At 58.1% G+C, this 26,467-nt stretch carries 20 protein-coding genes; 4 read left to right on the top strand and 16 right to left on the bottom strand.

The features are described 5' to 3' along the window. Window positions 1–9: 9 nt before the first annotated feature. From PL640_RS15005 to PL640_RS14985, 5 genes are all read right to left on the bottom strand, one after another. On the bottom strand, window positions 10–1,218 hold the full coding sequence (locus PL640_RS15005) for a glycosyltransferase family protein (RefSeq protein ID WP_269701278.1): 1,209 nt from the start codon (window positions 1,216–1,218) through the stop codon (window positions 10–12). A gap of 72 nt (window positions 1,219–1,290) precedes the next feature. Beyond that, complete coding sequence (locus PL640_RS15000) at window positions 1,291–2,466, bottom strand: ABC transporter permease (RefSeq protein ID WP_142842334.1); 1,176 nt, start codon at window positions 2,464–2,466, stop codon at window positions 1,291–1,293. Continuing rightward, the gene (locus tag PL640_RS14995) at window positions 2,463–3,461 is read right to left on the bottom strand and encodes an ABC transporter permease (RefSeq protein WP_142842335.1); all 999 of its coding nucleotides are present in this window, start codon (window positions 3,459–3,461) and stop codon (window positions 2,463–2,465) included. Before PL640_RS14995 ends, PL640_RS15000 begins: the two co-directional genes overlap by 4 nt. A gap of 1 nt (window position 3,462) precedes the next feature. Further along, window positions 3,463–5,364: an ABC transporter substrate-binding protein gene (locus PL640_RS14990; protein ID WP_271362464.1), complete on the bottom strand. Its 1,902-nt coding sequence runs from the start codon at window positions 5,362–5,364 to the stop codon at window positions 3,463–3,465. Next, a complete protein-coding gene (locus PL640_RS14985; RefSeq protein ID WP_271362462.1) occupies window positions 5,361–7,253 on the bottom strand; it encodes an ABC transporter ATP-binding protein in 1,893 nt (630 codons plus the stop codon). Before PL640_RS14985 ends, PL640_RS14990 begins: the two co-directional genes overlap by 4 nt. Window positions 7,254–7,464: 211 nt before the next feature. On the opposite strand from PL640_RS14985, the gene PL640_RS14980 reads away from it, so the two are divergent. Then, entirely contained in the window at window positions 7,465–8,424 is a 960-nt protein-coding gene (locus PL640_RS14980; protein ID WP_271362461.1) for a glycosyltransferase, read from the top strand. Here the strand turns inward: PL640_RS14980 and PL640_RS14975 are convergent. Together PL640_RS14975 and PL640_RS14970 are read right to left on the bottom strand one after the other, a co-directional pair. Beyond that, window positions 8,416–9,159, bottom strand: coding sequence for a polysaccharide deacetylase family protein (locus PL640_RS14975; RefSeq protein ID WP_271362460.1), 744 nt, complete (start codon window positions 9,157–9,159; stop codon window positions 8,416–8,418). The genes PL640_RS14980 and PL640_RS14975 overlap by 9 nt on opposite strands. Beyond that, window positions 9,156–10,253, bottom strand: a complete 1,098-nt coding sequence (locus tag PL640_RS14970; protein WP_271362459.1) for a glycosyltransferase family 4 protein — start codon at window positions 10,251–10,253, stop codon at window positions 9,156–9,158. The genes PL640_RS14975 and PL640_RS14970 overlap by 4 nt, the downstream gene beginning before the upstream one ends. 127 nt (window positions 10,254–10,380) lie before the next feature. On the opposite strand from PL640_RS14970, the gene PL640_RS14965 reads away from it, so the two are divergent. Beyond that, window positions 10,381–11,721, top strand: a complete 1,341-nt coding sequence (locus PL640_RS14965; protein ID WP_271362458.1) for a nucleotide sugar dehydrogenase — start codon at window positions 10,381–10,383, stop codon at window positions 11,719–11,721. A 12-nt stretch (window positions 11,722–11,733) separates the two neighbouring features. Then, on the top strand, window positions 11,734–12,216 hold the full coding sequence (locus PL640_RS14960; protein ID WP_271362457.1) for a class I SAM-dependent methyltransferase: 483 nt from the start codon (window positions 11,734–11,736) through the stop codon (window positions 12,214–12,216). A gap of 37 nt (window positions 12,217–12,253) precedes the next feature. Here PL640_RS14960 and PL640_RS14955 read toward each other — a convergent pair whose 3' ends face one another. The 4 genes from PL640_RS14955 to PL640_RS14940 all read right to left on the bottom strand — a co-directional run bounded on the left by PL640_RS14955 (window position 12,254) and on the right by PL640_RS14940 (window position 18,536). Next, window positions 12,254–13,948, bottom strand: a complete 1,695-nt coding sequence (locus PL640_RS14955; RefSeq protein WP_142842341.1) for an adenylate/guanylate cyclase domain-containing protein — start codon at window positions 13,946–13,948, stop codon at window positions 12,254–12,256. 323 nt (window positions 13,949–14,271) lie between these two features. Beyond that, window positions 14,272–15,132, bottom strand: coding sequence for an MBL fold metallo-hydrolase (locus PL640_RS14950; RefSeq protein ID WP_142842342.1), 861 nt, complete (start codon window positions 15,130–15,132; stop codon window positions 14,272–14,274). A 187-nt stretch (window positions 15,133–15,319) separates the two neighbouring features. After that, entirely contained in the window at window positions 15,320–15,775 is a 456-nt protein-coding gene (locus tag PL640_RS14945; protein WP_046799488.1) for a cyclic nucleotide-binding domain-containing protein, read from the bottom strand. A gap of 43 nt (window positions 15,776–15,818) precedes the next feature. Beyond that, window positions 15,819–18,536 (bottom strand): ABC transporter ATP-binding protein, encoded by a 2,718-nt coding sequence (locus PL640_RS14940; RefSeq protein WP_271362456.1) that lies wholly within the window; start codon window positions 18,534–18,536, stop codon window positions 15,819–15,821. 345 nt (window positions 18,537–18,881) lie between these two features. On the opposite strand from PL640_RS14940, the gene PL640_RS14935 reads away from it, so the two are divergent. Next, window positions 18,882–20,702, top strand: coding sequence for a serine aminopeptidase domain-containing protein (locus PL640_RS14935; protein WP_271362455.1), 1,821 nt, complete (start codon window positions 18,882–18,884; stop codon window positions 20,700–20,702). Here PL640_RS14935 and PL640_RS14930 read toward each other — a convergent pair. The 5 genes from PL640_RS14930 to PL640_RS14910 are packed head-to-tail and all read right to left on the bottom strand — an operon-like array spanning window position 20,670 to window position 26,458. Further along, the gene (locus PL640_RS14930) at window positions 20,670–23,126 is read right to left on the bottom strand and encodes a glycosyl hydrolase 2 galactose-binding domain-containing protein (protein WP_271362454.1); all 2,457 of its coding nucleotides are present in this window, start codon (window positions 23,124–23,126) and stop codon (window positions 20,670–20,672) included. The two genes, PL640_RS14935 and PL640_RS14930, sit on opposite strands and share 33 nt — an antisense overlap. After that, window positions 23,123–24,106 (bottom strand): DUF1839 family protein, encoded by a 984-nt coding sequence (locus PL640_RS14925; RefSeq protein WP_271362453.1) that lies wholly within the window; start codon window positions 24,104–24,106, stop codon window positions 23,123–23,125. Before PL640_RS14925 ends, PL640_RS14930 begins: the two co-directional genes overlap by 4 nt. Window positions 24,107–24,112: 6 nt before the next feature. Next, entirely contained in the window at window positions 24,113–25,021 is a 909-nt protein-coding gene (locus tag PL640_RS14920; protein WP_174030470.1) for an amino acid--[acyl-carrier-protein] ligase, read from the bottom strand. A gap of 4 nt (window positions 25,022–25,025) precedes the next feature. Beyond that, window positions 25,026–26,207, bottom strand: coding sequence for an acyl-CoA dehydrogenase family protein (locus tag PL640_RS14915; protein ID WP_271362452.1), 1,182 nt, complete (start codon window positions 26,205–26,207; stop codon window positions 25,026–25,028). Continuing rightward, on the bottom strand, window positions 26,207–26,458 hold the full coding sequence (locus PL640_RS14910; RefSeq protein ID WP_003504852.1) for an acyl carrier protein: 252 nt from the start codon (window positions 26,456–26,458) through the stop codon (window positions 26,207–26,209). Before PL640_RS14910 ends, PL640_RS14915 begins: the two co-directional genes overlap by 1 nt. Window positions 26,459–26,467: the final 9 nt, after the last annotated feature.

Genomic DNA, 26,467 nt, shown 5'->3' with positions numbered 1-26,467 from the left:
GGGAGCCGGTCACGCGGAGAGCGTGATTGGCGTCCGTTCGCCCTCGGGCGGTAGCCATTCGGCGATCCGTTTCGATATATTTTCCAGACCGTCGAGCTTCAGCTCCCGCGAATTGACGGAGGGTGGTGCACGGCCGGGCAGGGCTTTGAGAGCTTCCGCCATTTTTGCGGGGTTTTCGGCATCCTCCGGCAAAAGCATGTCGAAAAGGCCGAGTTCCGAGGCGCGGCTGGCGCGGATCAGCTGCTCTTCCCGCGGGACGGTGCGCGGCACGACGAGGGCGGGCTTGTCGAAGGACAAAATCTCGCAGACGGTGTTATAGCCGCCCATCGACACGACGGCCTGGGCGCCGGCAACGAGATCTTCCATGCGGTTGTCGAATTCGATGATCTCGATATGCGGAATATCGGCGACGCTGCTCATGAAGCGCTGACGCTGATCCGCCGGCATATAGGGGCCGAGAACCACCAGTGCCTTGTGGGTGAGTTCCGGATCATGGCGGTAGGCGTTGATGACATCGTCGATCAGTTCGCTACCATCGCCGCCGCCGCCGGTGGTGATGAGAAGGTAATCGCCTTCCGGCCGGTGCGCCACGGTTTCTGCCTGCGTTTTGGATCGCTGCAGGAAGCCGACGAAATCCATCTTGTCACGAACATTTTCGGGAACATCCAGTCCCGTCAGCGGGTCGTGGAAATCCGGCGGGCCATAAACCCAGACATGGTCATAAAACTGGCCGATCTTGGTCATGACATTGTTGCGCTTCCACTCGGCTTCGAGCAGTTGTGGCGCATCCATGACATCGCGCAGGCCGATGACGAGCTTGGTTCCCTGTCCCTTTAGATACGCAAGCGTTTCCTCCACTTCACCGCGCAGACCCATGGGTTCCTTGTCGACGATGAAGATGTCAGGCTTAAAGCTTTCGGCCGTATGATAAATGATGGAGCGGCGCATCTTCAGGGTTTCCTGAAGATCGATATGCCTGTCCATCGAAGTGTATTCGCCATTGCGCAGCTTGATGACGCTCGGGATTTTCACGAAATCGACGCGGGCGCGATAATCGAAAGCGCCGGCAATGGTGGCTCCCGAAATGATGAGGACGTTGAGGCCGCGATAATCTTCCACCAGCGCATGTGCGATCGTGCGACACCGCCGCAGATGTCCGAGGCCGAAAGAATCGTGGCTGTACATGAGAATACGCGCGTCGTTCAAACGGGAGGTCATGGGCCACACCTCTTGTTGCCTTTCACGATAAAGGCGATGGCGGAAAGGCAGTTCATCAAGGCGTGTTCCATTTTATCTGAAGGGATCCGCAGCATCACGTAGTCCGTCACCAAAGAAATTAAAGGCCAGAATGACGAGAACGACCGGGATCGTCGGTATGAGAAGCCACGGATATAGCGCAATGACGCTGACGCTGCGCGCTTCCGTGAGCAGAATTCCCCAACTTGTGATCGGCGGGCGCAGACCAAGGCCGAGGAAGCTCAGCGCGGTTTCGCCGAGGATCATGCCCGGTATCGTCAAGGTGGCCGAGGCGATGAGATGCGACATGAAGCCGGGAATAAGATGTCTGCCGATGATGCGCGGTGTGCCCGCACCCATCAATTGTGCAGCCAAAACATAGTCTTCCTCGCGAAGCGCCAGCAATTTCGAGCGCACGGCACGCGCCAGCCCTGTCCAGTCCAGCATGCCGAGAATGATGGTGATACCGAGATAGACAAGGATCGGGCTCCAGGTCACCGGCATGATTGCCGCAAGCGCCAGCCATAACGGAATGCTCGGAATGGATTGCAGGACCTCAATGATGCGCTGGACGATGAGATCAAAGGTGCCGCCGCGATAACCGGCGAGACCGCCGATCACAATGCCGAGAACGAAGCTCATGGCGACGCCGAGAAGGCCGATGGTGAGCGAGATGCGCGCGCCGTAGATGATGCGCGACAGCACGTCGCGTCCGAGGCGGTCGGTGCCGAGCAGGAACATTTCACCGCCTTCAGCGGGGCATACAAAGTGGGTTCTGCCTTCGAACATACCCCAGAAACGGTAGGTATCGCCCTTGCAGAAGAAACGCAACGGCTGAACATCCGTCGGCACGTCGCGATAGACACGCCGCAGATTGTCCATGTCGAGCGTCATTTCCCGGCCGTATACGAAAGGCCCGACAAACTTTCCGTTGTCGAACAAATGAATGGCCTGCGGCGGAGCGTAGATATGCTCGATATTACGGGTATGGAGATTGTAAGGCGCGAGGAACTCGCTGATCAGGATCGAAAGATAAAGCACCACCAGAAACGCGCCGGACCAGACGGCGATCTTGTGCTGGCGGAACTGCCACCACATGAGCTTAAGCTGCGATGCCTTGCTGAAGGCCGCCATACCAGACGTGTTCGGTTCGATCAGGGATGGATCGAAAGGCGCGGTCGATACGTAATGGGGCAGTGCTTCGCCTGCTTTCGGGATGGATGAAGTCATTTGACGTTACCACCTCCGAAGCGGATTCGCGGGTCGAGTATGGCAAGGGCGATATCCGACACCAGAACACCGATCACCGTCAGGAAAGCCAGGAACATCAGGAACGAACCGGCCAAATACATGTCCTGGCTCTGCAGTGCCCTGATGAGCATGGGACCGGTGGTTTCGAGCGACAGGACGACGGCGGTGATTTCCGCGCCTGATATGATGGCGGGCAGGATCGAGCCGATATCCGAGATGAAGAAATTCAGCGCCATGCGCAGCGGATATTTGGTCAGGACCTTGAAGGGGTGCAGGCCCTTGGCACGGGCGGTGACGACATATTGTTTCTGCAATTCGTCCAGAAGGTTGGCGCGCAGGCGGCGGATCATGCCGGCCGTGCCAGCCGTGCCGATGATAAGGACGGGTATCCAGATATGTTCGAGGATCGATCTGAACTTCGCCCAGCTCATCGCCTGGTTCAGATATTCGCGGTCCATCAGATGGCCGATGGAGATGCCGAACCAGATATTGGCGAAATACATCAGGATCAGCGCCAGCATGAAGTTGGGGATGGCGATGCCGAGCAGGCCAAGAAAGGTCAGGCCATAATCGCCCCAGCTGTATTTATGCGTGGCAGAGTAGATGCCGATTGGAAAGGCGATCAGCCAGGTGACGATGATGGTGAGGAACGACACCAGAACCGTGAGCCAGAGGCGGTCTCCGACGACATCGCTCACAGGTAGCTGATATTCGAAGGAATAACCGAAATCACCGACCAGCATGCCAGTCGCCCAGCGGAAGTAGCGGATCGGAGCAGGCTGGTCGAAACCGTAGCGGACGCGCAGCTCCTCGATTTCGGCAAGGTTGGCCGTCTCGCCCATGGCGCGCAATTCGGCGACATAGCTTTCGAAATAATCGCCCGGCGGCAGTTCGATGATGGTGAAGACCAGCATCGAGATCAAGATCAGCGTGGGGATCATCACGAGGATGCGCTTGAGAACATATCGCAGCATATCAGGCGTCCCCGTCGTACCAGAAGGCATCCGGCAGGTAGACGCCAAGATACGATGTGGGTTCATAACCAAAAAGCGCCTTTTCGGGCACGTTTCGCATGCGTTTGACATGGACGACAGGCTGAAGCGCGCCGTTGACGATGCCGATGGAAAACACCTGCTGTGTGTAGATGCCAAGCATTTCCAGCCAGATGGCCTCGCGCTCTTCCTCTGTGACGCTTCGACGCCATTTTTTCAGGAGGTCGAGCAGATGTGCCGCCTCCGGCAAATCGGGCTCCTTGCCCTCGCGGCCGCCGGACAGATAATGGATGCCCCAGACCGGCCATTGCAACTGGTCGTCACCGGTGGGCGCAAGGCCGGATGGCAACATGTCCGGGGTGGGCACACCATTGTCCATGCCCATCCATACCGACATCATCACCTCGCCGCCCATGGCGCGCTTGCGGAAGACGTCGCGCTGGGTGGGGCGGACGGAAACCGCAATGCCGATATGCCGCCAGTGATCCGTCACCAGTTCCATCACATCGGTTTCAAGCGTGCTCTCGCCTGTCGTCTCGACGATGATGTAGGCCGGGCGACCATCGGGCAGGAGCCTTATGCCGGCATTATCCCGCTTGTCGAGACCCACTTCATCGAGCAGCCTGTTGGCCGTCGCGCGATCGAAGGCGCTCCAGGCTTCGGCAAATTCCGGCCGGTAGAGCGGGCTTTCCGGCAGAACCGTGTCGGCGCTTTCCTTCGCCAGCCCGTAAAAACAGACCATGTTGATTTCATGCCGGTTGATCGCAAGGGACAGTGCACGGCGCACCCGCACGTCCTGAAAATAACCCCGCCATGCCGGGTCGGCGCAATTGAGGTTCGGCAGAAGCGCAACGCGTGATCCCTGCGAGCGCTTGTACAGGTTGACCTTCAAGGGGAAACGCTTTTCGGCATCCTTCAGGAAGGTGTAGTCGGCGAAATCGAGGCCGAAATATTGCAAGTCACTGTCGCCGGATGCCGTCTTGGCCGAGATGATATCGGAGGAGGTGACGTTCAGCAGGAAGCGATCGAGATAGGGCAGCTGCAGACCGTTTTCATCGACACGGTGATAATAGGGGTTGCGCTCGAATACGAACTGTTCGGCCGGCGGCGAGGTCGTGTTGCGCCATGCGTCCAGCGTCGGCAAAGCCGGGTTTTCCGGACGCACCTGCCGCGACATCTTGATATGCAGCCCGCTCCAGTCATCCGCCTTGTTCTTCTTGATGAGTTTGGCGAGATTTTCGGCAGTCTGATATTTGATGTGGAACTGTTTCATATAAGCGGCGGGCAGGAACAGTCTCGCCGGCGAGGCAGCCGCAAGTTTCGCCAGAAAATCCGGGTTCGGACCTTCCCAGGTATAACGAACGGTCAGCTGGTCGATGACTTCGATCAGGGGCGGATTGTTGTTGACCAGAAGTTCGATCGGTGGACCGCCCTTATGGATTTCCTTGTTGAGGGCGACATCCTCCCAGAAATAGCGGAAATCCTCCGAGGTAAAGTCGCTGCCATCGGACCATTTGTGGCCCTCGCGCAGCTTGAAGGTGAAGATGCGTTCTTCCTGAACGTCGTAGCTTTCCAGAATGTCCGGGTGCAGCTCGAATTTTTCGTCATAACCGACCAGCCGGGCATAGTTGCTTATCGGCATAAGCCTGATATCGCGCTGGCCGCCGATGAGCATGCGCACGGAGCCGCCATGTTTTCCCGGCTCGCGGCCGAGCGATTTCATATTCATGACGCGGGGGTTTTTCGGCAGACGTTCCGCAACGTCGGGCAACTCGTCCTTTTCCCGCTTTTCCTTGAAGTAATCAGGGTCGGTATAGGCGGCGCGCGCATACGCCGGCAGGAAGACGGAGGCCATGAGGGCGAGAGTGGTGCGGCGCGTGATCAAGGGCGAAGCTCCCGGATATCGACGTTGCCGTTTGCGAGAACAAAATGGCCGCCGCCCAGATCGGCGGAAATCATGTCGCCATCACCCTCGTCACGAAACTGTTTGCCCCAGTCGAATTTGCCCGTCGCGCTGATCTTGCCGATGGTGCGGAAATCAAGCGGACGGTCGAGGTCTGGAAAGGGCACGGCCGCCAGCAGCGATTTCGTGTAGGGATGCACGGGGGAGCGCATCATGATTTCCCGCGGCGCCAATTCAACGATGCGGCCTTCACACATCACGGCCACGCGGTCGGCCATATAATCCACCACCGCCAGATTGTGCGAGATGAAGAGGTAGGTGAGACCAAGGTCTTTCTGCAAATCCTTGAGCAGGTTGAGAATTTGCGCCTGAACCGAGACATCGAGCGCAGAAACGGGTTCGTCACAGATCAGCAGTTCTGGCCCAAGCGCCAAAGCTCTGGCAATGCCGATGCGCTGCCTTTGGCCGCCGGAGAAGCTGTGCGGATAACGGTTCAGCGCGCTTTCTCCAAGGCCGATGGCCTTGACGAGATTGCGGACTTTCTCGGCGCGGTATTTCGCATCACCCCGTCCGTGGATTTCCAGCGGCTCGCTCAGGATATTGCCGACCGTCATGCGTGGCGAGAGCGAGGAGATGGGGTCCTGAAAGACCATCTGTATTTTCGAGCGCAGTTCCTTGAGGTCTCCGTCTTTGGCGTTGAGAACGTCGATGTCGCCCTGCGGACGGTGGAAGGTAACGGAGCCTTCATCCGGGCGAACGGCGCGCATGAGGATCTTGCTGACGGTGGTTTTGCCGCTGCCGCTTTCGCCCACCAGCCCGAGGCATTCGCCACGGCGGATTTCAAAACTGACGCTGTTGACGGCCTTGGTGGCGTTGGCATCACCTTTGCGGAACCAGCTGGACTTGCGGGTCGTGAAGGTCTTGCTGATATTATCGACGGTCAGAAGCGGGCCGGGGGTCTTGTTCACCGCGGCGGTTTTTTTGCCGACAAGGCTTTCGTGATCAACATTGATCTCGCGTAGCGCCTTCAGCCTCTCGCCGGGCTTCATGTCGAAATGCGGCACGGCTGCCATCAGGCCCTTGAGATAGGGATGGCTTGGCGACTTGAAAATCTCGTCGACAGTCCCGGCTTCCATGATCTCGCCCTGATAGATCACGGCAACTTCATCGGCGATGTTTGCCACCACGCCGAGATCGTGGGTAATGAGCAGCATGCTCATATTCAGCCGGCTCTGCAGATCACGCAGCAGCTTGAGGATCTGCGCCTGGATGGTCACATCAAGAGCTGTCGTCGGCTCGTCGGCGATCAGCAGCGCCGGACGACAGATCAGCGCCATGGCAATCATGGCGCGCTGGCGCATGCCGCCGGATAATTCGAAGGGGTACATGTTCACGACCTTCTTGGGTTTGGAAAACCCCACGAGGTCGAGCGTTTCATACATTTTTTCCGCGCGTTCTGCCGGTGACAGGATGCTGTGGATGCGCAGCGCCTCATCGATCTGATTACCGACGGTGTGCAGCGGCGAAAAGGAGGTCATTGGCTCCTGAAAAATCAGCCCGATGCGATTTCCGCGTATCGAGCGGATTTCCCGGCCGTCTTTCGGCAACTGCAACAGATCGACGGGACCGGCTGCGGCATTCTCCGGATCTGTGAAGAGTACGCGACCGTTCACCCGTGCCGTCTTGGGATGGATGCCCATGATGGTCTGGCCGATGACGGATTTGCCCGAGCCGGATTCTCCCACAAGTGCCGTGACTTTTCCGGGAAGGATACGAAGGCTTGTGCCTCTCACGGCATCAATGGTGCCGCCCATAAGAGAAAACGAGACCCGCAGGTTTTCAATACGGAGCAAATCTGCGCCTGCGCTCATGCCAAAGGGTTCCTTGCCGTCTCTTTATCGTTGCCTTGTGACAATTTGCTCAGGAGGGCTTAAAGGCACGTTATCGCAGGGTTTGTTGTCTGTCTATGCTTCTGAAACATCGAATTGTGCAGCAAATTCAAAGCCGGCTTCTGAAACACGATGGCTTGCCTGACGGCTCTTGTTTGGCGATATGTTAACGAGCGTTTCTGGATGAGGATCTATGTCCGACAAGAAATATTATGACGCGCAGCTGGAGAAAGCCCGACAGTTGCAAAATGACGGCCAATATGCGGAAGCGCATGCGCTTCTCCTATCTCTGGTTGCGGCAAAAGACGGGCACCTGATGGGCGAGCGGACGGTGCTCGGCCTGCCGCGCCGGCTGCATGCGGCGCGGCTGCGTCTTGCCAAGGGGGAAGGCGATATGGTCGCCAGGATCGGTTACCAGTATACGCTGGTGCCGCCGCCTCATGTGCTGGCGAAATATGCACAGTTTTCACCGGAAGAGCGCCGCACGATCAATCTCAAAAGCAGGGAGGATGTGCCGCGGTTCATCCACCAGATATGGATCGGTCAAAAAGCCCCGCCGGTATCGGTGGGCGCCTGGGCAGCTCATGCCGCGAGGCACGGATATGGCTACCGTCTCTGGCGGGAGGCTGATCTTGAGCGGGAAGGCGTGTTTGCAGACGCCGTCTTCAAGACCATGCTGGATCAGGGAGATTATCCGGGCGCGGTGGACGTGGCCCGTTATATTGTGCTGGAACGATTTGGCGGCATCTATCTAGACTGCGACTGGTATCCGGCGCGGGACGATGTGAGCTTCGAGGCTTTCCTGCCTCTGGTGGGGCTGACGGCATTCGATGAAAAAACGCCGCGTGATACGGGGCAGGGCAGCATGTTGCTTGCCAATTCCTTTATCGCCGCTCCCGCAGGTCATCCGGTTTTTCGCAGGATGCTGGGGGCGTTTCCCGGTATCCTCCAGGAAATGCCGCGCGCACCGGCCTGGTGGTCGACGGGACCGCTGATTTTTACCGTCATCGCCCGGGAGGGAAGCATCAGCCTCGCACCGGCGTCGTTCGTTGCCGCGTCTCTTGCCGATCATACGCCGGTTGCGGTGGTCGAAGCGCTCCGGCAGAAGCTCAACGAGGCGAATGGGTTGCTGATCGCCTGGAAATCATGGTGAGATTTCGTCTACGAGGTCTCCGGAAGAGCGCCATCGAGCAGCGGGATGATTGGCGGTCGCCTCGAAAAGCCGCCTCAGAAAACGCCAGACATTGTCGTCATGCACGAGATGATGGGTGAGGATGCCGGTGGTGCCGCCGTCTTCGGCGGTCCTCAGGATGCGGGCAGCGGTTTCGGCGAAAAGGATATCGTCGTCGCGGCCGCCTCGGCTGCCGTGCCAGTCGATAACGTCAACATGGGTGTTCAGACGGGGCGGCAGGGTGTTTTTCTCCGGGCCGAAAACGGACAGGGCGCGATATCCGAGACCCGTCAATCCATCGACGATAATGCCATCCACGCGGTTCCATGGCGGCACGAGCATGGGCACGAAACGTGTGCCATGCAGGTCGTGGAGTTTATCCAGTCCGGATTGCAACTCGTCGAGAACGAGGGAAAGCTCCCGGTGAGCGCCAAGTTCCTGTTTCTTCTCGCCGTTCCCGGCATAATTTGTGTGCGACCAGCCATGCACGGCCACATGGGCAATATCGGACGCATCCAGATACTGCGCGAGCCTATCCGTCGTCATTTCGGGAATGACCGCGAGGGTGACCGGCACGGAAAAGCCGCGGCAAAGCTCAAGCAGCGTATCGAGCGCGGATGTCGGCTCCACGGCATCGTCGTCCCGAAGCCAGAGATCGGCGGTCATGCCGCGCCGGCTGCATTCATCCAGCGCTGCAATCAGTTTTTCCACACTCATGATCTTCGCGCCTTTGCTTGCAGCAGGATATGGTTCAGCTCTGTCGCGGCGTTTTCCAGGGATCGTTCATTGACGACGAACTGGCGGGCCGCTTTTGCCAGTTCTTCGCGCTGCCTGTCATTGCCGAGCAGGGTCTTGATCGCGTCGGCGTAGGCGGCTGTATCATTTTCCGGTGTCAGTAATCCTGTGGTGCCGGATTTTACCACTTCGGGAACGCCAGCCACTTTTTCGGCTACCACCGGCAAGCCGGCGGCCTGTGCCTCAAGATAGGCAAGACCATAGGCTTCGCCATGGCCGGGCCAGACATAGAGGCATGCTTTTGAAAGAAGTGCGGCGATCTCGGTTGCGGTTTTTTCGCCGTGCCAGACAAGACGATTGTCGGGAAATGTGCTGAACATAGCCTCCACAGTGCCGCGTTCCGGCCCGTCGCCGATGATATCCAGTGTCCAGTCGAGATCCTGCGGCAACAACGCGAGGGCTTCGGAAAGCGCGCGATAACTGTTCAGCTTGTCGCCCGCCCGCATCATTGCGACGGTGATGAGCCTCCCCGGCTTCGGGTTTGGGGCATTCGCAACAAACTTTTCGGTATCAATAAAGGGTGGCAACATTGCAGAGTGCAGGATTGGAGACGCGCGCAAAAGCCCTTCGCGATCCCGTGCGGTGAAGCAGATATTGACCGCGGCCGCGTTCAATGCGGCCAGCAATTCATCCTGTATCGCCTGCCAGCCCATGGCATTGCGCTTTGGCGAATAGGAGGCCTCGGCGGTGACGTAGGCAATATCGAACCGTCTGGCGAGTTCCGGCCCGAGCAAATCCGGGGCCTTGTAGTAAGGGTGGTAACAGAACCAGAGGTCTGGCGCGCCTTCCAGTTTCCAGCGCTTGGTAATCGCCTCGATTTCACGCTCGGCCGTATCGGCAAGCGAGGTTCGTGCCGGGTCATCCGCCTGTTTAAGAAAGCTGCGCAGTTCTGAAGCAACGAACACCGCGCGGCCACCCATCGTCATCGCCTGCATCAGCAGGCGGGCCATCAACCGGTCTCCGGAGGGAACGGGATGGTTGGGCGATTTGAGCGGCGAATAAAAAGCGATCTTCATGCCGATGGTTGTGCGTTGGCGGCGGTTCCTGCGTCAACCGGAATTTGAAAGGGCCGAGCCTTGACAGCCCGGCCATTCTTGCCCAACTGAAAGGCATCTTTTGCACATGCGCGGAGCGTGACACGCTTTGACTTCTTCTGACATTTCCCAGAACCTGCTTTCCAGCATCGAAAATAAAACCGCCAAGGCGGGTGTGATCGGCCTTGGCTATGTCGGCCTGCCGCTCGCCATGACGGTCGCCAAGGCCGGGTTCAAGGTCGTCGGTTTCGATATCGACCCCGGTAAAATTACCGCGATCGATGCGGGCCGCAGCTATATCGAGGCGGTATCCGATGAGGTGCTGACAAGTGTCAGGCAGGACGACGGCTTCGTCGCGACGGCCGATTTTGCCCGACTGGCCGAATGTGATGTGATCGCCATCTGTGTGCCGACGCCGCTGACAAAATATCGCGAGCCGGACCTTTCCTATGTCGAAAAGACCTGCTGGGATATTGCCGCGCATCTGCGCAAAGGACAGCTCGTGGTTCTGGAATCGACCACCTATCCCGGCACGACCGATGGGGTGGTGAAGACCATTCTGGAGAGCCGCGGGCTGGTTTCCGGCGTTGATTTCTTCATCGGCTTTTCGCCCGAGCGGGAAGATCCCGGCAATCGTGATTTCGAGACTTCGACCATTCCGAAGGTCGTTGCCGGCGATGGCGAAGCGGCTGGAAAACTGATGGCCGCGTTTTATGGATCGGTTGTCAAAAAGATCGTGCCCGTTTCGACAAACGCCACGGCCGAGGCGGTGAAAATCACCGAAAACGTCTTCCGTGCCGTCAATATCGCGCTCGTCAATGAACTCAAGGTCGTCTACGAGGCCATGGGCATCGACATATGGGAAGTGATCGACGCGGCAAAAACCAAGCCTTTTGGTTTCATGCCGTTTTATCCCGGTCCGGGCCTTGGCGGCCACTGCATACCGATTGATCCGTTCTACCTCACCTGGAAATCACGCGAATATGAATTGCCGACCCGGTTCATCGAGCTTGCCGGGGAAATCAACACCGGCATGCCCCGTCACGTCATCGGGCGGGTTGCTGAAGCGCTCGATATCCATTCCGGCAAGGCGCTCAGCCGTTCGAAGGTTCTTGTCGTCGGCCTCGCCTACAAGAAGAACGTGCCCGACATTCGCGAAAGCCCCTCGCTGAAGCTCATCGAACTTATCCAGGAGCGCGGTGGTGAAGCAGCCTATTATGATCCGCATGTGGCGGAAATCCCGAAAACCAGGGAATATAGCCACCTGATGGGCATGAAATCGGTGCCATGGGACAAGCAGACGATCGGCGCTTTCGATGCCGTTCTCGTGGCGACCGACCATGACAATGTTGATTATGCCGCGCTCAGTGAATGGGCGCCGCTGATCATCGACACGCGAAATGTCTTTGCGCGGCGAGATATTGCTGCAAAGCACATCATCAAGGCCTGATACGGACGGACCATGAGCAGACTGGACAGTTTTATTCGTCGGTTGACCGCGCAGCGGGATATTCTCAACCACCTCGCGGCCGATCTCGATCTGCCTGATGAGGGTGCACTGATGGAAATCGGACTCGGAAACGGACGCACTTTCAATCACCTGCGCGAACTGTTTCCCAGCCGTCGCATCATCGCCTTCGATAGAGCCATGGGTGCGCATGCCTCGTCGGTTCCGGCCCCGGAGGATCTTGTTATTGGTGAAATCTCGGAGACCGCGCCTGCCTTCATCGGTGCAGATGCGGCGATGGTTCATGCCGATATCGGCACGGGCTATCCGGAAAAGGACGCGGTTACATTGACGTGGTTGCCGGATCTTGCCGCGGGCGTTCTGGCGAAAGGCGGCATCGCCGTCAGCGGTTTGCCGCTGGAGCATCCCCTGCTCAATCCGCTGCCGGTGCCGGAAAGCGTGCCAAGGGACCGCTATTTTCTCTATCGCAAGATTTGAACCTGCGCAGGTAAACAGCAAGCGCCCGGGCCTTGTCCTAGAGATAACGTTCGCTCTCTTCCTTCGAGAGCAGGAAAACTTTCATCTGTGAGTTCCGTCCGCGGATGGTGATCTGTTCGCTGCGCAGGTCGGCGATATCCTGCCCTGCCTGCGTTAGCGCCGGTTCGGAAACAACGATGGCTGCGCCGAATTCCTTGGCCTTGGATTCGAGCCGGCTTGCGACATTGACGGTATCGCCGATAGCCGTCAGGGTTTTTGCGGCGCCATATCCCATGACACCGACGATGCTTGGGCCGGCGTGAATGCCGACCACAACTTCGAGACGGACGGCGAATTGTTTCTCCAGCCCCTCGTTCAAGATTGCGATATCGCGCAATATGGTGGCGGCCGCCTTCATCGCATTGCGGCAGGCATGTTCCTCGTCCTCTCCAAGTCCAAAAAGAGCCATGGCTCCATCGCCGATGAACTTGTCGAGATGGCCGCCCGCGTGCTCGACGGCCTGGCCAACGATGGTGAAATAACGGTTCAGGAGGAAGACAACATCATAGGGCAGCTTCGCCTCGGACAGCGTGGTGAAGTTACGCAGATCGCAAAAGAGGATGGCGATTTCCTCTTCCCGGCCGGGGCGGGCCAGCTGCGCATCGACCGGCAGGTCGCTCTGCTGGGGCGGCGAAACGAGAAGCGCGATACCAAGATCGCTCGTGGGGCGCAGCTGACAGCCGAGCCTCACATCCGAATCGGCATGGATGCGTCGCAATGTGGTTTGCTCTATGTCTCCGGGCGGCGGAAGCGGGCCTTTGCTGTTCAGAATCTTGACCCGACAGGTTGAGCAGCGCCCTTTGCCACCGCAGACCGAATAATGCGGTATGCCCGCAAGCCGGCTGGCCTCCAGAATGCTCAGCCCGGCCGGCACACGCGCCTGTGCGCCATGTTCGTAGCGGATTTCGATGGCCGTCAACCGTTGCCGCCAGCTGCGCACGCCGCGCAGGACGAAAACCAGCATTACCGCGCCGATAAACGACGTTTCCGCCGTCCCGGTGATGAACCGGATCTGCGTCTCCATTTCCCGTTGCAGCGGTAACTCGTCTTTTTGAATGGTATTGTCGACGAGCCCCGGAGGAAGCGCATATTTTTCGTCGATCTCCGCCAGCCATCGGCCGGCATCGCTGAACCCCAACAGCGCAAGAAGCGGCAGCATCACCGCCACCGTCATGAACAGCCCGGCTATGCGCGGGTACCAGTCGCGGTAACGTAGCCAGAAATACAGGCCGATGCATCCGTGGACCCAGATGACGATCAAGGCGAGGCTTTGCCACGCGCCCTGTATCGGGTTGTTGATCCATAGCCTGCGGATGACCGAGTAGTAGCCGACATCGATGCCATAAATCATATGTGACACGCGGATATTGACGGCGTGGCCGATGATCAGAAACGGGATCGACAGGCCGAAAATGACCTGAAGCGCTTCGCGCAACGGCATGCGCAATGTTCTGCGCAGATAAAGCGAGCGCAGAACAAGGCAGACATGCACCAGAACCGAGCCATAAAAAAGCAGGCTGCTGATGGGGTTGAGCCAGATCAGGCTGAACCATTTTCGCGCCCGTTCGGCGGTGTCTATGGAGATGAGTGCAAGGGAGTGATTGAAAAGATGGGAAAATACAAAAGCAAATATGATGAGACCGGATAAAATCCGGGCCCGTCTCAAATTGGTCTCCGAAAAGAAACGGATCATGCAAATCCCATCATGTGGTCGCTCAGTGCAGAATCATCATTTAATAAGCCGTGACGTCCTTAGTGCAGGGAATCTCGTGGCAATATCGTGGAGCAAAAGGCTGGCAACGGTCAATTGTGCGTGTTCGAATGTCGCCGGCGCATCTTCTGTTTAAAAAGGAGCCGTTCGGTATGCTCTCGCCTTTTGTTTTACGCATCGTCCGGACATAAAACCGCTGCGCATTTTATTGGAAATTTTCTGGACGCACGATCGCAATCGCGACTTGGGGACGCTGCCAGGCACCCCTAACCTTCGCTGTGACCAGGAGGTTGCAGTGACCGCGATCAGAGTTCTATTATCTGGCCGTCCATGGCAGCGAATGCGCCACCGAACTGGGCTTTCGCCTGTTTTTCGATACTGTCCAGCTCCTCGTCGCTGCGACTTGGGGCATGGTGTATGAAACCGACATTTTTTGCATCGGCCAGTTTGGCAAGGCGGATCGCCTGTTGCCAGGACGAATGGCCATAACCGCGATAAAGGCCCATTTCGTCGTCGGTGAACATGGCGTCGTAGAGGAAAAGATCGACATCCCTGATCAGATCGAGCACGGTTTCGTCGATGCTGCCCGGCTCATGCTCCGTATCGGTGATGATGGCGAGGGATTTTCCTTCCCAGTCCAGCCTGTAGCCGATGGCATTACCGGGATGATTGAGCATTCCGGTTCTGATTGAAAGGCCGGGGCGCGGGTTGAGCGTGTCGCCGGGCATGAAGTCCCGCGTCACCATTTTTGCGCAGCAAACCTCCAGCGGCACGGGGAACCAGGGTGGGCTCATGAAATCCTTGAGCATTTCCCGCGTTGTCATGATGCCGGCCAGGTGACCGGACCAAATAGCGACGTCGTTGCAGCTGTTGTAAAACGGCTTGAAGTAGGGGAAGCCGACGATGTGATCGTAATGACAGTGCGAGAAGAACAGATCGACGTTGGTAATGCCTTCCGCCCGCAACGCCAGACCGGCGGGATGTAGCCCAGACCCTGCATCGAACAAAAGGACATGATCTCCGCATCTTACCTCGATGCAGATGGTATTGCCGCCATATTTTCGGAAGTTTTCACCTGAAACAGGAAGCGTTCCCCGCGCGCCCCAGATCTTTACCCGAAAATTTCTATTACTTTCCCGACTTGCTGTGTCGGAATCGAACGCCATGACACACCCCAATAACAACGGAATCTTACACGCTTCCCCCATGAAGCCCGTTGTCTCTACAGATTTTTATATCCGCCTTTTCTGGCGGATGCCTTTACCTCTTATTCAGTCAGCATTTCATTTATATTGCAATGGTGCGACATTTATTTTTCTAATATCGCCCGTCGGGGTAGCAAGGAATTGCCACTCATGTTCTGGCGCTTGCGCGCGCCTTGCTCAGTTCCGTCGTTGTCTGGGTGAGGCGTTCGGCAAGAACGCGCATGACTTTTATGGTGATATCCGGGAAATCGGACATGAGCTTGAAGAACTGCTCCTTGCCGATCCGCAGGGCTTCGACATTGGTGGAGGCGCGCACGGTTGCGGTTCTGACGCTGTCACAGAGGATGGCGATTTCGCCGACGATGGCGTTGCCGGTCATTTCCGCCACTTTCAATGTGCCTGATGGGGAATCGACCAGAACATCCACCTTGCCGGTCAGAACCACATAGGCCGCATCGCCGACATCCCCCTGCCGGAACAGCACGTCACCCGTATGATAGGACACCCGATCCGATGCAAAAGCGAGTAGTTTGAGCTTCGACGGTTCCATTTCCGAAAAAAACGGGACGCGTTTCAGCATTTGAATTTCGTCTTTGAAGAGCATTGCCTTACCCTATTCTTGTTCCACCTCGGCCACGTTCTTGGACTTATGTTGCGACCATGTCCTTGAATGTACCGTTTTCCTGCGCCAGAGTCTCGTAACTTCCGTCGGCGGTGATTAGTCCCTGGTGGACGAATATGACCCGGCCGAACATGCGTGAGAGCGTTGCATTCGACAGAACCCATATGATTGACGGGTTATTGTTGTTCTGTTTCAGGAGTGTGATGACCCGCTCGACAATTTCCTCCTGTTGTCGGGGATCGAGGCCGGGAAGGGGGCGATTAAAGACGTAATAGTCGGATTTGCGGATCAGCGCGCGGGCAAGATTGAGCTTCTGGCGCTGCAGCGGACCAAGCCGCTTGCCGCCGGCACCGAGGTTGAAATCGAGGCCGACCGCCAGAACACGCTCGTAGACGCCCTGCTTGCGCATGACATCGGCGACGATGTGGGTGATACGCCGCGAGGCATCGGTATAACGATGGCTGACCTTGCCGAAGAGAATATTGTCCAGCAGGCTGGTGGCGCTCATATATTTCGTCGGATCGTAGATTTCGATGACGTTTTTCAGGCTGTCGGGCAGGTTTTCATGGAACATGTGCCGGACTTCGACGATCCTGTTCATGATTTCCGGCGACAACAGGCCGAAACGCTGCCGGGGCTCGATATAAAAGAAGCTCAGCCGCAGCATAGCGCGTTTTTCGCTCTCATTGGCATCATCGAAACCACGGCCCTGCAAGCGCTGCAACATCTGCTGATAGACCGGAATGTCATCGGGCGTCATGAATGTCAGCTGCTGGAAGAAGGGGTGGTCTCCCGGCAGATCGGCGAAGATTTCGACGATGTTTTCGGCGATTGTATAACCCATTTCAAACAGGGTTTTAACAAGACCGGTTTCGCGCATCAACGAGCGGAAATAATCGCTTTCGATGATGGTCCTGATCGTCTGGGAGGAGTCCCGCATGGTGCCGAACAGCAGGTTTTCGCCGACCGTCGCTTCGCTGTTGTAGCTCTCAAGCTCGAAAGGCGCGATGAGGCCGCTCAGATTCTCCTTTTCCAGTTCGGCGCGCAGCACGTGCCGCAGTTCCACGATGCGGGCGGCAAGATGGAGGTCGGTCAGGGGGTCGATCGACGAGCGCAGTGCAAATTCGAGGATATCCTGCGACAACTCCACGCTGTCGAGCACGGCCAGGATTGCCCGAATGAGATTTTCCGGTTTGCCGTCACCGGACGGGCTGGAAGCGTAGTCGATCCATTCGCTGTTTATGTCGATCAGCGGATTGCCAGCCATCTTGGCTTCGCGGATTTCCCACTTGCGGTGTTCCAGAGCCGCACCCTCATAGTTCTTGTCTGCGAGCGGGGCGTGTTTCAGGCCGTAGAGCAGATTGTCCATCAGGCTGGCATGGAAAAAATAACTGTCCGAGGAGACATAGGAGATGCGCCGTCCCGTCAGTGATTCCGGCAGTTCCAGTATGTCGACATCATTGATGCTGATCTTGCCGGAGGCGGGCCAGAGTGTACGGCCGATCGCATCCGCAAGCGCTTCGCCTCCCGCACCGCCGACGATGGCGATGACTTCACCCGGCTCGATCTTCAGCGATGCCTGCTCCAGAAGCCGGCTGCCGCTGTCGTCTTCCAGTGTCAGATTGGTGATGACGATCGGTGCGGTGATGGCTGCGACGGTTCCCGGCGACAGTTTCTGCACGTTCTCTTCGATCATGTTCGGGGCATTGAACTGTTCGAAGACCTGCTCGTATTTCACCTGCACATCCTGACGTGCCTGATCCCAGTCGATCAGTTCCTTCAGCGGTCCGGGCAATTCCTTGTAGGCGTTGATGACGGCGACCAGCTGGCCAACATCGAGGCTGCCCTTGAGGGTGAGATAACCGCCAAGCGCATAAAAGAAGAAGGGCGTAAGCTGCGCGAGGAAGTTATTGATGAATTTGACCAGAAACTTCCACTGGTAGAGATCGTAGCGGATCTTGAAGATGTCGCCGAGCCGGTGGGAGGCGTCGGCGCGCTCGAAATTGGACGTATCATAGGCGTGGATGGTGCCGATGCCGTCGACCATCTCGCCGATGCGCCCGGCAAGCTGGCGGGCGCTCAACTGCCGTTGGCGACCGAGTTCAATGAGGCGGCGGCGCATCTTGGGGATGATGCCGACCTGAATGGCGGCCATGAAGGCAGCGATCAGACCCAGCCAGAAATTCTGCACGAGGATGAAGAAGAGAGCAGAGAGCGCCTGACCGCCGAGAAGCGCTGGCTGCACGAAGGCGTCGCCGGTAAAACCGCCTAGCGGCTCGACCTCGTCCTTCACCATGCTGGAGATTTCAGCGCCTTTGACCCGCTTGAAATGGCTGGGTGGGAAGCGCAGGATCCTGTCGATCAGCTCAAAGCGGACGCGCCGGAGAAGCCGTTCGCCAAGGCGGCCCTTGAAGGTATTGATGTAATATTTGAAAAGCCCGTTGATGACGACAAGCGCAAGGAATGTCAGGCTGAGCGCCATCAGCATCGACATTCGGTTGAGTTCGAGCCCGGGGAACAAGGTCACGGTGCCCCAATAAGGGATATCGACCGTGAGATGCATGAAAAGCTGTGTTGCGTTCGCCCCTTCGAAACCATCCCCCTGAATGGGGCCGTTGACGATCTGCTTGGGCAGATCGAAGGCGAGGAAGTAGGGGATCATGGACAGGGCCACGATCAGCAGAATGAAAAGCTGCTGCCGCCTCGTGTGCGACCAGATATAACGCGTAAGGCTTTGTTCCATATAAAACTTCTATGACCTGTCGGGGCAAGCCCGGGGTGTTGGTTTGCGCGGTGTCTAGACGATCCGGTGGGCGGGTGGCGCAAGCTCCTCCTGCAAATAGGTACGTGACTCGCTATTTATCAGTATATTCAAGCGGTTTCGAGCAAAATAGCATCCGCATCGAGGCTTACCCGCCACACTGAAAGATTGTTTTTGCAACCCGTGTGTCGCAATCCATATAAATGCGACAGTATTTTTAGAATTCTCTAATGTTATTGTTTTTAGTGTAGAACAGGCGTTAAGACACTTGGGTATAGTGATCCCGTGGTGGTTGAGCCAGACGCTGGCGCAATAGTGGCAAGGTCGATGGCGATAGATATTTCAGAGCGTGCAGGCGGCGAACCTCCCCTTGAGTCACGGCAGCGTTTCGACATTGCAGCGGATGGAATGATCGCGCATCCCGTTTCTTTTGAAGGGCTTGCCGGTATTTTTCATCCGGCGCGCAAAGATGTGCAGCGGGATCATGCGGTTCTTTTCGTCAGCCCGTGGGGCATGGAAGAGCTGTGCAGCCGCAAGTTTCAACGCGTTCTGGCCGAGCGGCTGGCCGCTTCCGGCGTCGCCAGCCTGCGATTTGACTATCTTGGCTCAGGCGACGCGCTCGATCCGGACGATGTGGGTCGGGCGGCGGACTGGCTTTCCGACACGCGCGCGGCGTTTGAGTATCTGAAGCGCCTTTCCGGCTGTTCCGGGGTTGTCGTTGTCGCGCAAGGGCTTGGTTGCGCGATTGCAGCTCAGGCACTTGCCGGCACTGCACCCGCCGGTTCCATGGCTCTTCTGGCGCCGGTCGTCTCCGGTCGCGCCTATCTGCGTGAACTGGCGATGTGGTCCTCCATGATTGACGATGGTCTTGGTCTGTTGCCCGCGCAACGCTCGGTACAGCCCGGGGCGATCGCCGGAATGACCATGCCTGTTGGTGTTGCGGATACGATCAAGAAGATCAATCTCTCCGGTCTTGAAACTGTTCCGGCCCGCAATGTCCTTGTGCTTGCGAGAGCCGGTCGTGTGACTGACAGTGATCTCGCCAGACATCTCGCGGCGCTTGGCGGTGAGGTGAAAGAGGCGGCTTTTTCGGGTTATGACGATCTCGTTTCCAGCCCGACGCTTTCGAAAATATCCGGCGATGTCGTGAACCGACTGGTGGATTGGGTCTTGTCACAGACCCATGCCGGGAACCCGGTCACACTCCCTGAAGATTTCACCATCAACGCGCCACAGCGCGGCAATGGCTTTTTCGAACAGCCGGTGCAATTTGGTGAGGGCGGACGGCTTTTCGGCATCTTTTGCGAGCCGGATCATCGGCAACCGGTTTCTTCTGTCCTTCTGCTTGGCGCGGCCTATGACCGGCATGCGGGCTGGGGCAGGCTTTCCGTGCAGACCGCCCGTGCCCTTGCGCGTGCCGGTGTCGCTTCGCTGCGCTTCGATGCGGCCAATATTGCCGACAGCCCGCCGGTCAAAAACGTGCCGGATCAGGTTCTTTACGATGTCTCGCAGAATGATGATGTCTCTGCCGCTCTCGATTTTCTCGAGCGGCGCGGCAAAGGTCCCTTCATCGCGGCCGGCCGGTGCAGCGGCGCCTATCTCGCTTTCAATGGCGCGCTTGCGGATGGTCGGATCAGCGCAGTCGCAGCGGTCAACCCGGTCGTCTTCCACTGGCAGAAAGGCCGCTCGGTCGATGAAGCCTTGCACAAGCGGCCGCGTTCGTTTGGGGAGTACAGCCAGCGTTTTCGCCAGGGGGCAACGTTCAAGCGTCTCTTCAGCGGCGATGTGGATGTCATCAGTGCCGGGCTGAATATCGTCAAGGCAACGATGAAGAAGCTTTCGACAAAAACGGCAAGGCTGTTCCGCCGGGGCAGCGAAGAAGGGCGCGCCGTTTACGGTGCTTTCGATTCACTCAAGGCAAAGGGCACCGCTGTCAGCCTGCTCTATAGCGTCAATGACGACGGGCTTGAGCATTTCCGCTATTATTTCGATGCCGATGGTCGCGGGCTTTCGGCCTATCAGAATGTGTCGCTGACAATTATTGCCGATGCCGACCACAATCTTTCGACACCGGAAGCGAAAACGATCTTCATCGATGCGGTGACGCGATTGGCTCTAAAAGGAGAAACGCCGGCCGGAGCCCAGTGATACCACTTCTCCGGACGGTGGCGTTTCGATTGTCCCGGCCTCCGGCACAAGATTGATTGTCTTGCTCTCGCCGGGGGCGAGATGGAACCAGTTTTCCGAGGCACGATAGCCTTCCGCCGACACATGGACGGATTGCGCCAGCCGGTCGGTACCGATTTCGAGCGACCAGTTGCCGTTGGTTTCGCTGATACCCGAAGACAGATTGGCGGCATGTAGTGCCTTTTTCCGGCCGAGCGGAAAATGGAAGGCGTCGGCGATAACAAGCCCGGTTGCGACATCACGAAGCCGGGCGACCGTGACATCATGGGATGGCGGGCCGAAACGATAGGCATAGGTCGTATCGAAAAAGGCGCCGAACAAATCGGTTGCGGCAATTATCTGGTTCTGCCGCGGCGAGAGCGTCAGCGGGCGTTTGGCGTGCACGACTGGCTGCGCGCCGTCGCGCAGGCATGTGAGTTCCAGCATGGCGTCAAAGCTCTCGCTGGTTTCATTGATGAGATGGATGTCCAGCCCGTTGGTGCCTTCATCGGAAAGGCTGAGCTGGATAGGGCGGAACGCGCGCTTTAATGCGTGCCAGACGGATTTGGGCCGGCCGGTGGCGTCGATGATGCCCCAGCCAGCGCCGGGAACGAGATCCTGCAGGGTCCAGACCAGCGCGCCCCGACAAGAGGAACCGCTGCGCCGCCATTCGGCGAAGGTCGCTTCCATAACTTCGGCTGTTGCTGCGCGGGACATGTCGAGATAAAGCCCGCCATCCTCGCGTCGCAGAACGTCCGGCTCAACGTCGTAAAGCAGCTTCAGATAATGGTCGCGAACATCTTCGAAATCCCAGGACGCGCCGCGATCGCGCGGCGTGCGGGCTTTCCAGCGTGGATCATGCACGGCCACGCCGGAAAGATATTTGTCCAGCGTTTCCTGTTCGGGAATATTGGCAAAGGCCAGGCACTCGGCGGCAAAGCGCACGTCGGCGCGGCGGGCATCTTCCAGCGGACGGCAATAGGCGCCCACACCATAATAGTGACCGACCCCGGCATTGGGGAAAAATGGCAGCGCGCCGCCGGAGGGGGAGTTGGTGACATAGGCCGCATCCGGCCGTTTCTCAGCCATTACATCCGGAATAATCTCCTCGTTGAGCGTCGCCTTCCATATCTGTTCCGGCAGGCCGAGCATGGCGCCCTGCTGGTACATCTCGCTGCCGCCGCAAAAAACGGTGAGGGATGGGGAAAGCGCTGTCGTCTCGAGGAACTGCGAGATTTCCGTAACAATATGCTGGCGCAGGCCGTCATCCTTTGCCGGGTAATCGAAATTGGCAAGCATGGCGTCCTGCCAGACCATGATGCCCAGTTCATCGCAAAGCGCGAAGAATTCCGGCGTCTCATAGGCCATGGTGCCGCCGATACGGATCATGTTCATGCCGGCTTCGGCTGCTTTTTTGAGCCATGGCTCGTAGTCCGGCCGCGTTCCCGGCAGGCGCACGATGTCAGCCGTCGTCCAGACCGCGCCGCGGCAGAAGACGGGTTGCCCGTTCACCTTGAGTCCGAAACTGTTGCCATCCTCGCCGTTATCGATCGCCACCTGGCGGAAACCCGTGCGCCCGAGCCTGTGTTGCTTGCCGTCAAAATCCAGAATGATGTCGTGCAGCGCGGGTCTGCCATGGGTGTGCGGCCACCAGATTTCGACGCCGGGCATGAGCAGTTCGCCGAGGAGTTTGCCGTCTTCGCCCTTTGAAAGATTGATGCTGTAACCCGCGCAAATCACCCGTGCGGACTGGATGTCGCGGTTCGCTTCGAGAGCGATGCTGACCTTTCCCGTGCCGGTATCGTCAAGCGAAGATTGCAGGGTGCAAAGCACGCTTTCCTGTTTGATGAGGCTGATGGGTCGCCACGGGCCTGCGGCATGGATTTCCGGGCACCAGCCGGGCATATGGCCAAGTGCGGTGGTACGGATCAACCGCAACCCCTGCGTATTCATCATCTGCGGACGCCAGCGGGCGCGCGGACCGGTCTTTTCCAGCCGTGGTGCAAGCGCCCGGAAGCAGATCGAAAGTTCGTCCGCGCCTGTGAGCGTGACTGGCACTTCCAGCCTTTCGAACATGCTTTGGCTGGCGGCAATCAGTTCGCCGTTGAAGAAGATTTCCGCAATGGTTGCGAGGCCGTCGAAGCGCAGTGTGGCCCGTTCCCGCGCATCGGAAATCATCGTCAGCCGATACCAGGCGTCCCTGTCATTGAGGGCGACGGGGGCAAGGCGATCGAATTTCCCGGCCGCTTCCAGAGCTTGAGCTACCGTGCCCGGAACGGATACGTGAAGGCTTTCAAGCGATGCCGGGATGTCGGACGGGGTTTCGCAGGCATCGGCGGGCGTCAGTGTCAGCGTCCAGCCTTCACTCAGCAACTCCTCGCTTTCGCCCGGAAAATAGGTCCTCACGCGGCCTCGCTGGCATCAGATAGCTTCGCCGCAAGGCTTTCCATCAAACCATCCCATGCGTCCGCTGCCGGATCGAGCACGGATGCCAGCGCATCGAATTTGCGGCGCGTGACAGCGCGGGCAAGCTGGAACTGCACGGTCTTGGCGACCTCGGAGATACGCAGCGCGTGGTCTCTTGCTTCAGAAAAACCGTCCTTGTCCAGCCATTCGAGGTGGCTTGCCGCCAGTTCGAAATTGGCGCCGAGCTGGCGCAGCGTGTTGAAAGCATATTTGTGGAAAAAGCCGAAGGGCCTGTCGGCAACCTTTTCCACCTGCGCCGGAAACACGGCTGAAAAAGCTCTGACCGGATTGGAGGATGGCCGCCGTGAAAAATGAAATCTCAGCAACCGCTCGGCCGTCTTGCGAATATGGGTCGGCGACGGATTACCGTCTGCGAATTTCGCAAATTCGGTGTAGGGCAGGAAAGGTAGGTCGGTCTCAGCCAGATGGTGCTGGAACAACCCGTCGAAATCCTCGCCCGACAGATGGAAAAAGCCGGCATTGTGGAAGTAGTCGAGTTCCCGGTTCGCCAGATCGAGCCGGTTGATGGCGACGGTGGTTTTGCCGTGCTCCTTCTGATAGCCCACCCCATGGGTGTCGGGCATATAGAAGCTGTCCATCTCGACCAGGCAGATGCGACCACGCTCCAGCTGCGCCTCGATGTGGTTTTCCACCCGGTCGAAGATCGCCAGTTCGGTAGCGCGAACGCCATAAAGCGCTTCGAGATCTTCCAGCGGCACCTTGAAGAAGGTGAACTGGTCACCCTCAAAATCCTGCGTCAGGGTGAAACCGAACATGGCTTCCGGCGGCAGGCCTTTCGAGGCCAGAACCTCGATCCACAAATCAATGTAGCAATTGGTTTCCGGCCACATTCGTTCGGAAGAATGGAGCGGATGCTGCACATAGTTTTTAGGATCAAGGCCGGGGAAAATCTGCCGCATGGATAATCAGCCCCAGAGGGTTTCCACGACCTTTGCAGGCCATTTCTTCACATCCAGACCATGATGCGCAAACAGCGCCAGAGCGATACGCTCAAGGCCGAAACCGACGCAGGCGGTATGGGCGACATCGCCGTTCGCGAGGTTCAGACCCCATTTCTGGCCGAAGGCATCCTGATGGTAGTTGAAGCTCATGCAGGCCGTCGGGTTGGTCGTCGATGTGACCGGGATCAGCAGTTCGAATTTCAGGTTCTGATCGCGCTGGTTGTTGGCGAGCATCTTGCCGGCGCGGCCGAAGAAAGGATCGTTGGCGACGTCGATGGTGACGTCGAGGCCGACCGCTTTCATCATCTCCACGCCACGGTCCATCCAGGTCTGGCGGAATTCGGTGACGTCGGATTCGGTGCCCATGCAAACATATTCGCGCATGCGGAAAAGCTGCTGGCGGGCCGGATCCTTGGAGGGCTCATGGCGGAAGCAATAGGACTGGATGTCATAGAGACCACCGCCGGCAGGCAGCGCGCCGCGCTTGGCGATCGTCGGATAAAGCGGATAGCAGGCTGCCGGCGTCAGCACGATGTCTGTTGCTTTCTGGTCCTTGGTCCAGTCGCCGCCCTCATCCATGGTCTTCAGCAGGCTGACATGGTCGAGCTCACAGCCGCAGAAGGAATGAACCGTGCCGGCCAGCTGCGGGAAGCTCTTCATGTAACCGCTTTTTTCAAAATGGGCGCGGTTGATGCCGGGCGGAAAACGGATCGCTTCGGCGCCATCGGCGGCGCCCGTGCGGTCGATCAGCCGCTCGAATGCGGCAATCACGTCCTCGAACTGGCCGCTACGTCCATAAAGGCCGTCCACACCCGTTTCAATCAGCAGGCCTTCTTCGAACAATCGATCGAGAAACGATGTTTGCATGTCCATGTTCTTATCCCAAGAGGCTGGTGTCCTGCTTGTGAACCAGCAGGAGATTGGCGGAATTACCGAGAATACGGTCGTTGGAAATCATCAGCCGGGCGGAATGCGCATCGCGCAGATGCCGGCCGAGGCTGTAGGGCGTGCCGTTCTTGTAGCCCATGATGCCGCAGACCAGCATGGCGTGATCGATGATCTCGAGAATGGTTTCCGAAGAGCAGATCTTCACATTGTTCATGGCGACAGCAAAAGCCATGGACATCAGCTTTTCGGCATCGCTCTTGGTGTCCTCATAAGCCTTGATGCCGGCAATGATATTGGATTTCACCACCTGCAGCTTGGTGGAGACCTCGGCAAGCCGTATCGCGCCGGGAGGGGCGGTGCCGGGCGATTTGCGGGCCGCGGCCCTGACGAAGGATTGCGCGCGCAGCACCGCGTCTGAGGCGATGCCATACCATACGGCGCTCCACAGGAGATGCGAGCTTGCAAGCATGGATTGTGCCGCGATTTCCGCGAAAGGCTTCGGGAAAATCTGCGCCGCCGGCGCTTCGCCGCGGAACAGGAAGCCGTCCGAACAGGTGCCGCGCATGCCGAGCGTATCCCAGATATGGGTCTTTTCGAGCGTATACTGGTTTTTCAGGAAAACCGTCATCACCTGATCGGCCGGCGCGGCGTCCTTGTGGGCGCGCGAGGTGATGAGGATCGCATCGGCATTGCTGCCGTAGGAAATGACGGTGGCATCCTTTTCCAGCCGGCAGCTATCGCCATCGACCTCGATCGCGCAGATGGAATTGCGCAGATTGCCGCCAATGCCGCCTTCGGTGGTGGCGGAGCCGAGCAGAAGCTGTTCGCCGGCGATGCGGCGCATGAAGCCCGCATGCCATGCGCTTGCCTCGCCGTGTTCCACCAGGCTGGACAGCTTGATGTGATGCATGGCGAAAATCATCGCCGCTGCCGAACAGGCCTGGCCGAGCCGCGCGCAGATATCGGCGATTTGCTGCAGGGATGCGCCTTCACCGCCCAACGAGGAGGGGACCTGGATGCCCAGCAGGCGTTCCTGCCGCAGCGCATCGACAGCTTCCTGCGGGAAGCGGCCGGTGACATCCACCTCGTCGGCATGTTTGGCTGCAATGGTCGCGACACGGCCCGCGCGCGCGGACAGCGTTTCATCCTGCGGCGCTACGGTCACGTTCATCAGGCAGCCTCTTTACCATCCAGAATGAGCTTAACGGTGTCTTCAATGGCCTTGATGCTGGCGAAGGACTTGCGGTTCAGCAGATTGTCGGGAAACTCGATATCGAATGCTTCTTCGATACCCAGCATCAGTTGCACCGATGCAAAGGAAGAAAGGCCTGCCGCATAAAGATCTGCTTCATCTGCAATCGTATCGACGGGGGTGGGAAGCTGGCCGAATTTTGCCAGTATTTCACGAATAGTCGCATTCATTCCGACGTA

The organism is Agrobacterium sp. ST15.16.024, from assembly GCF_027956545.1.
Lineage (GTDB): Bacteria > Pseudomonadota > Alphaproteobacteria > Rhizobiales > Rhizobiaceae > Agrobacterium > Agrobacterium cucumeris.
This window is presented reverse-complemented; position numbering and strand designations above follow the sequence as displayed.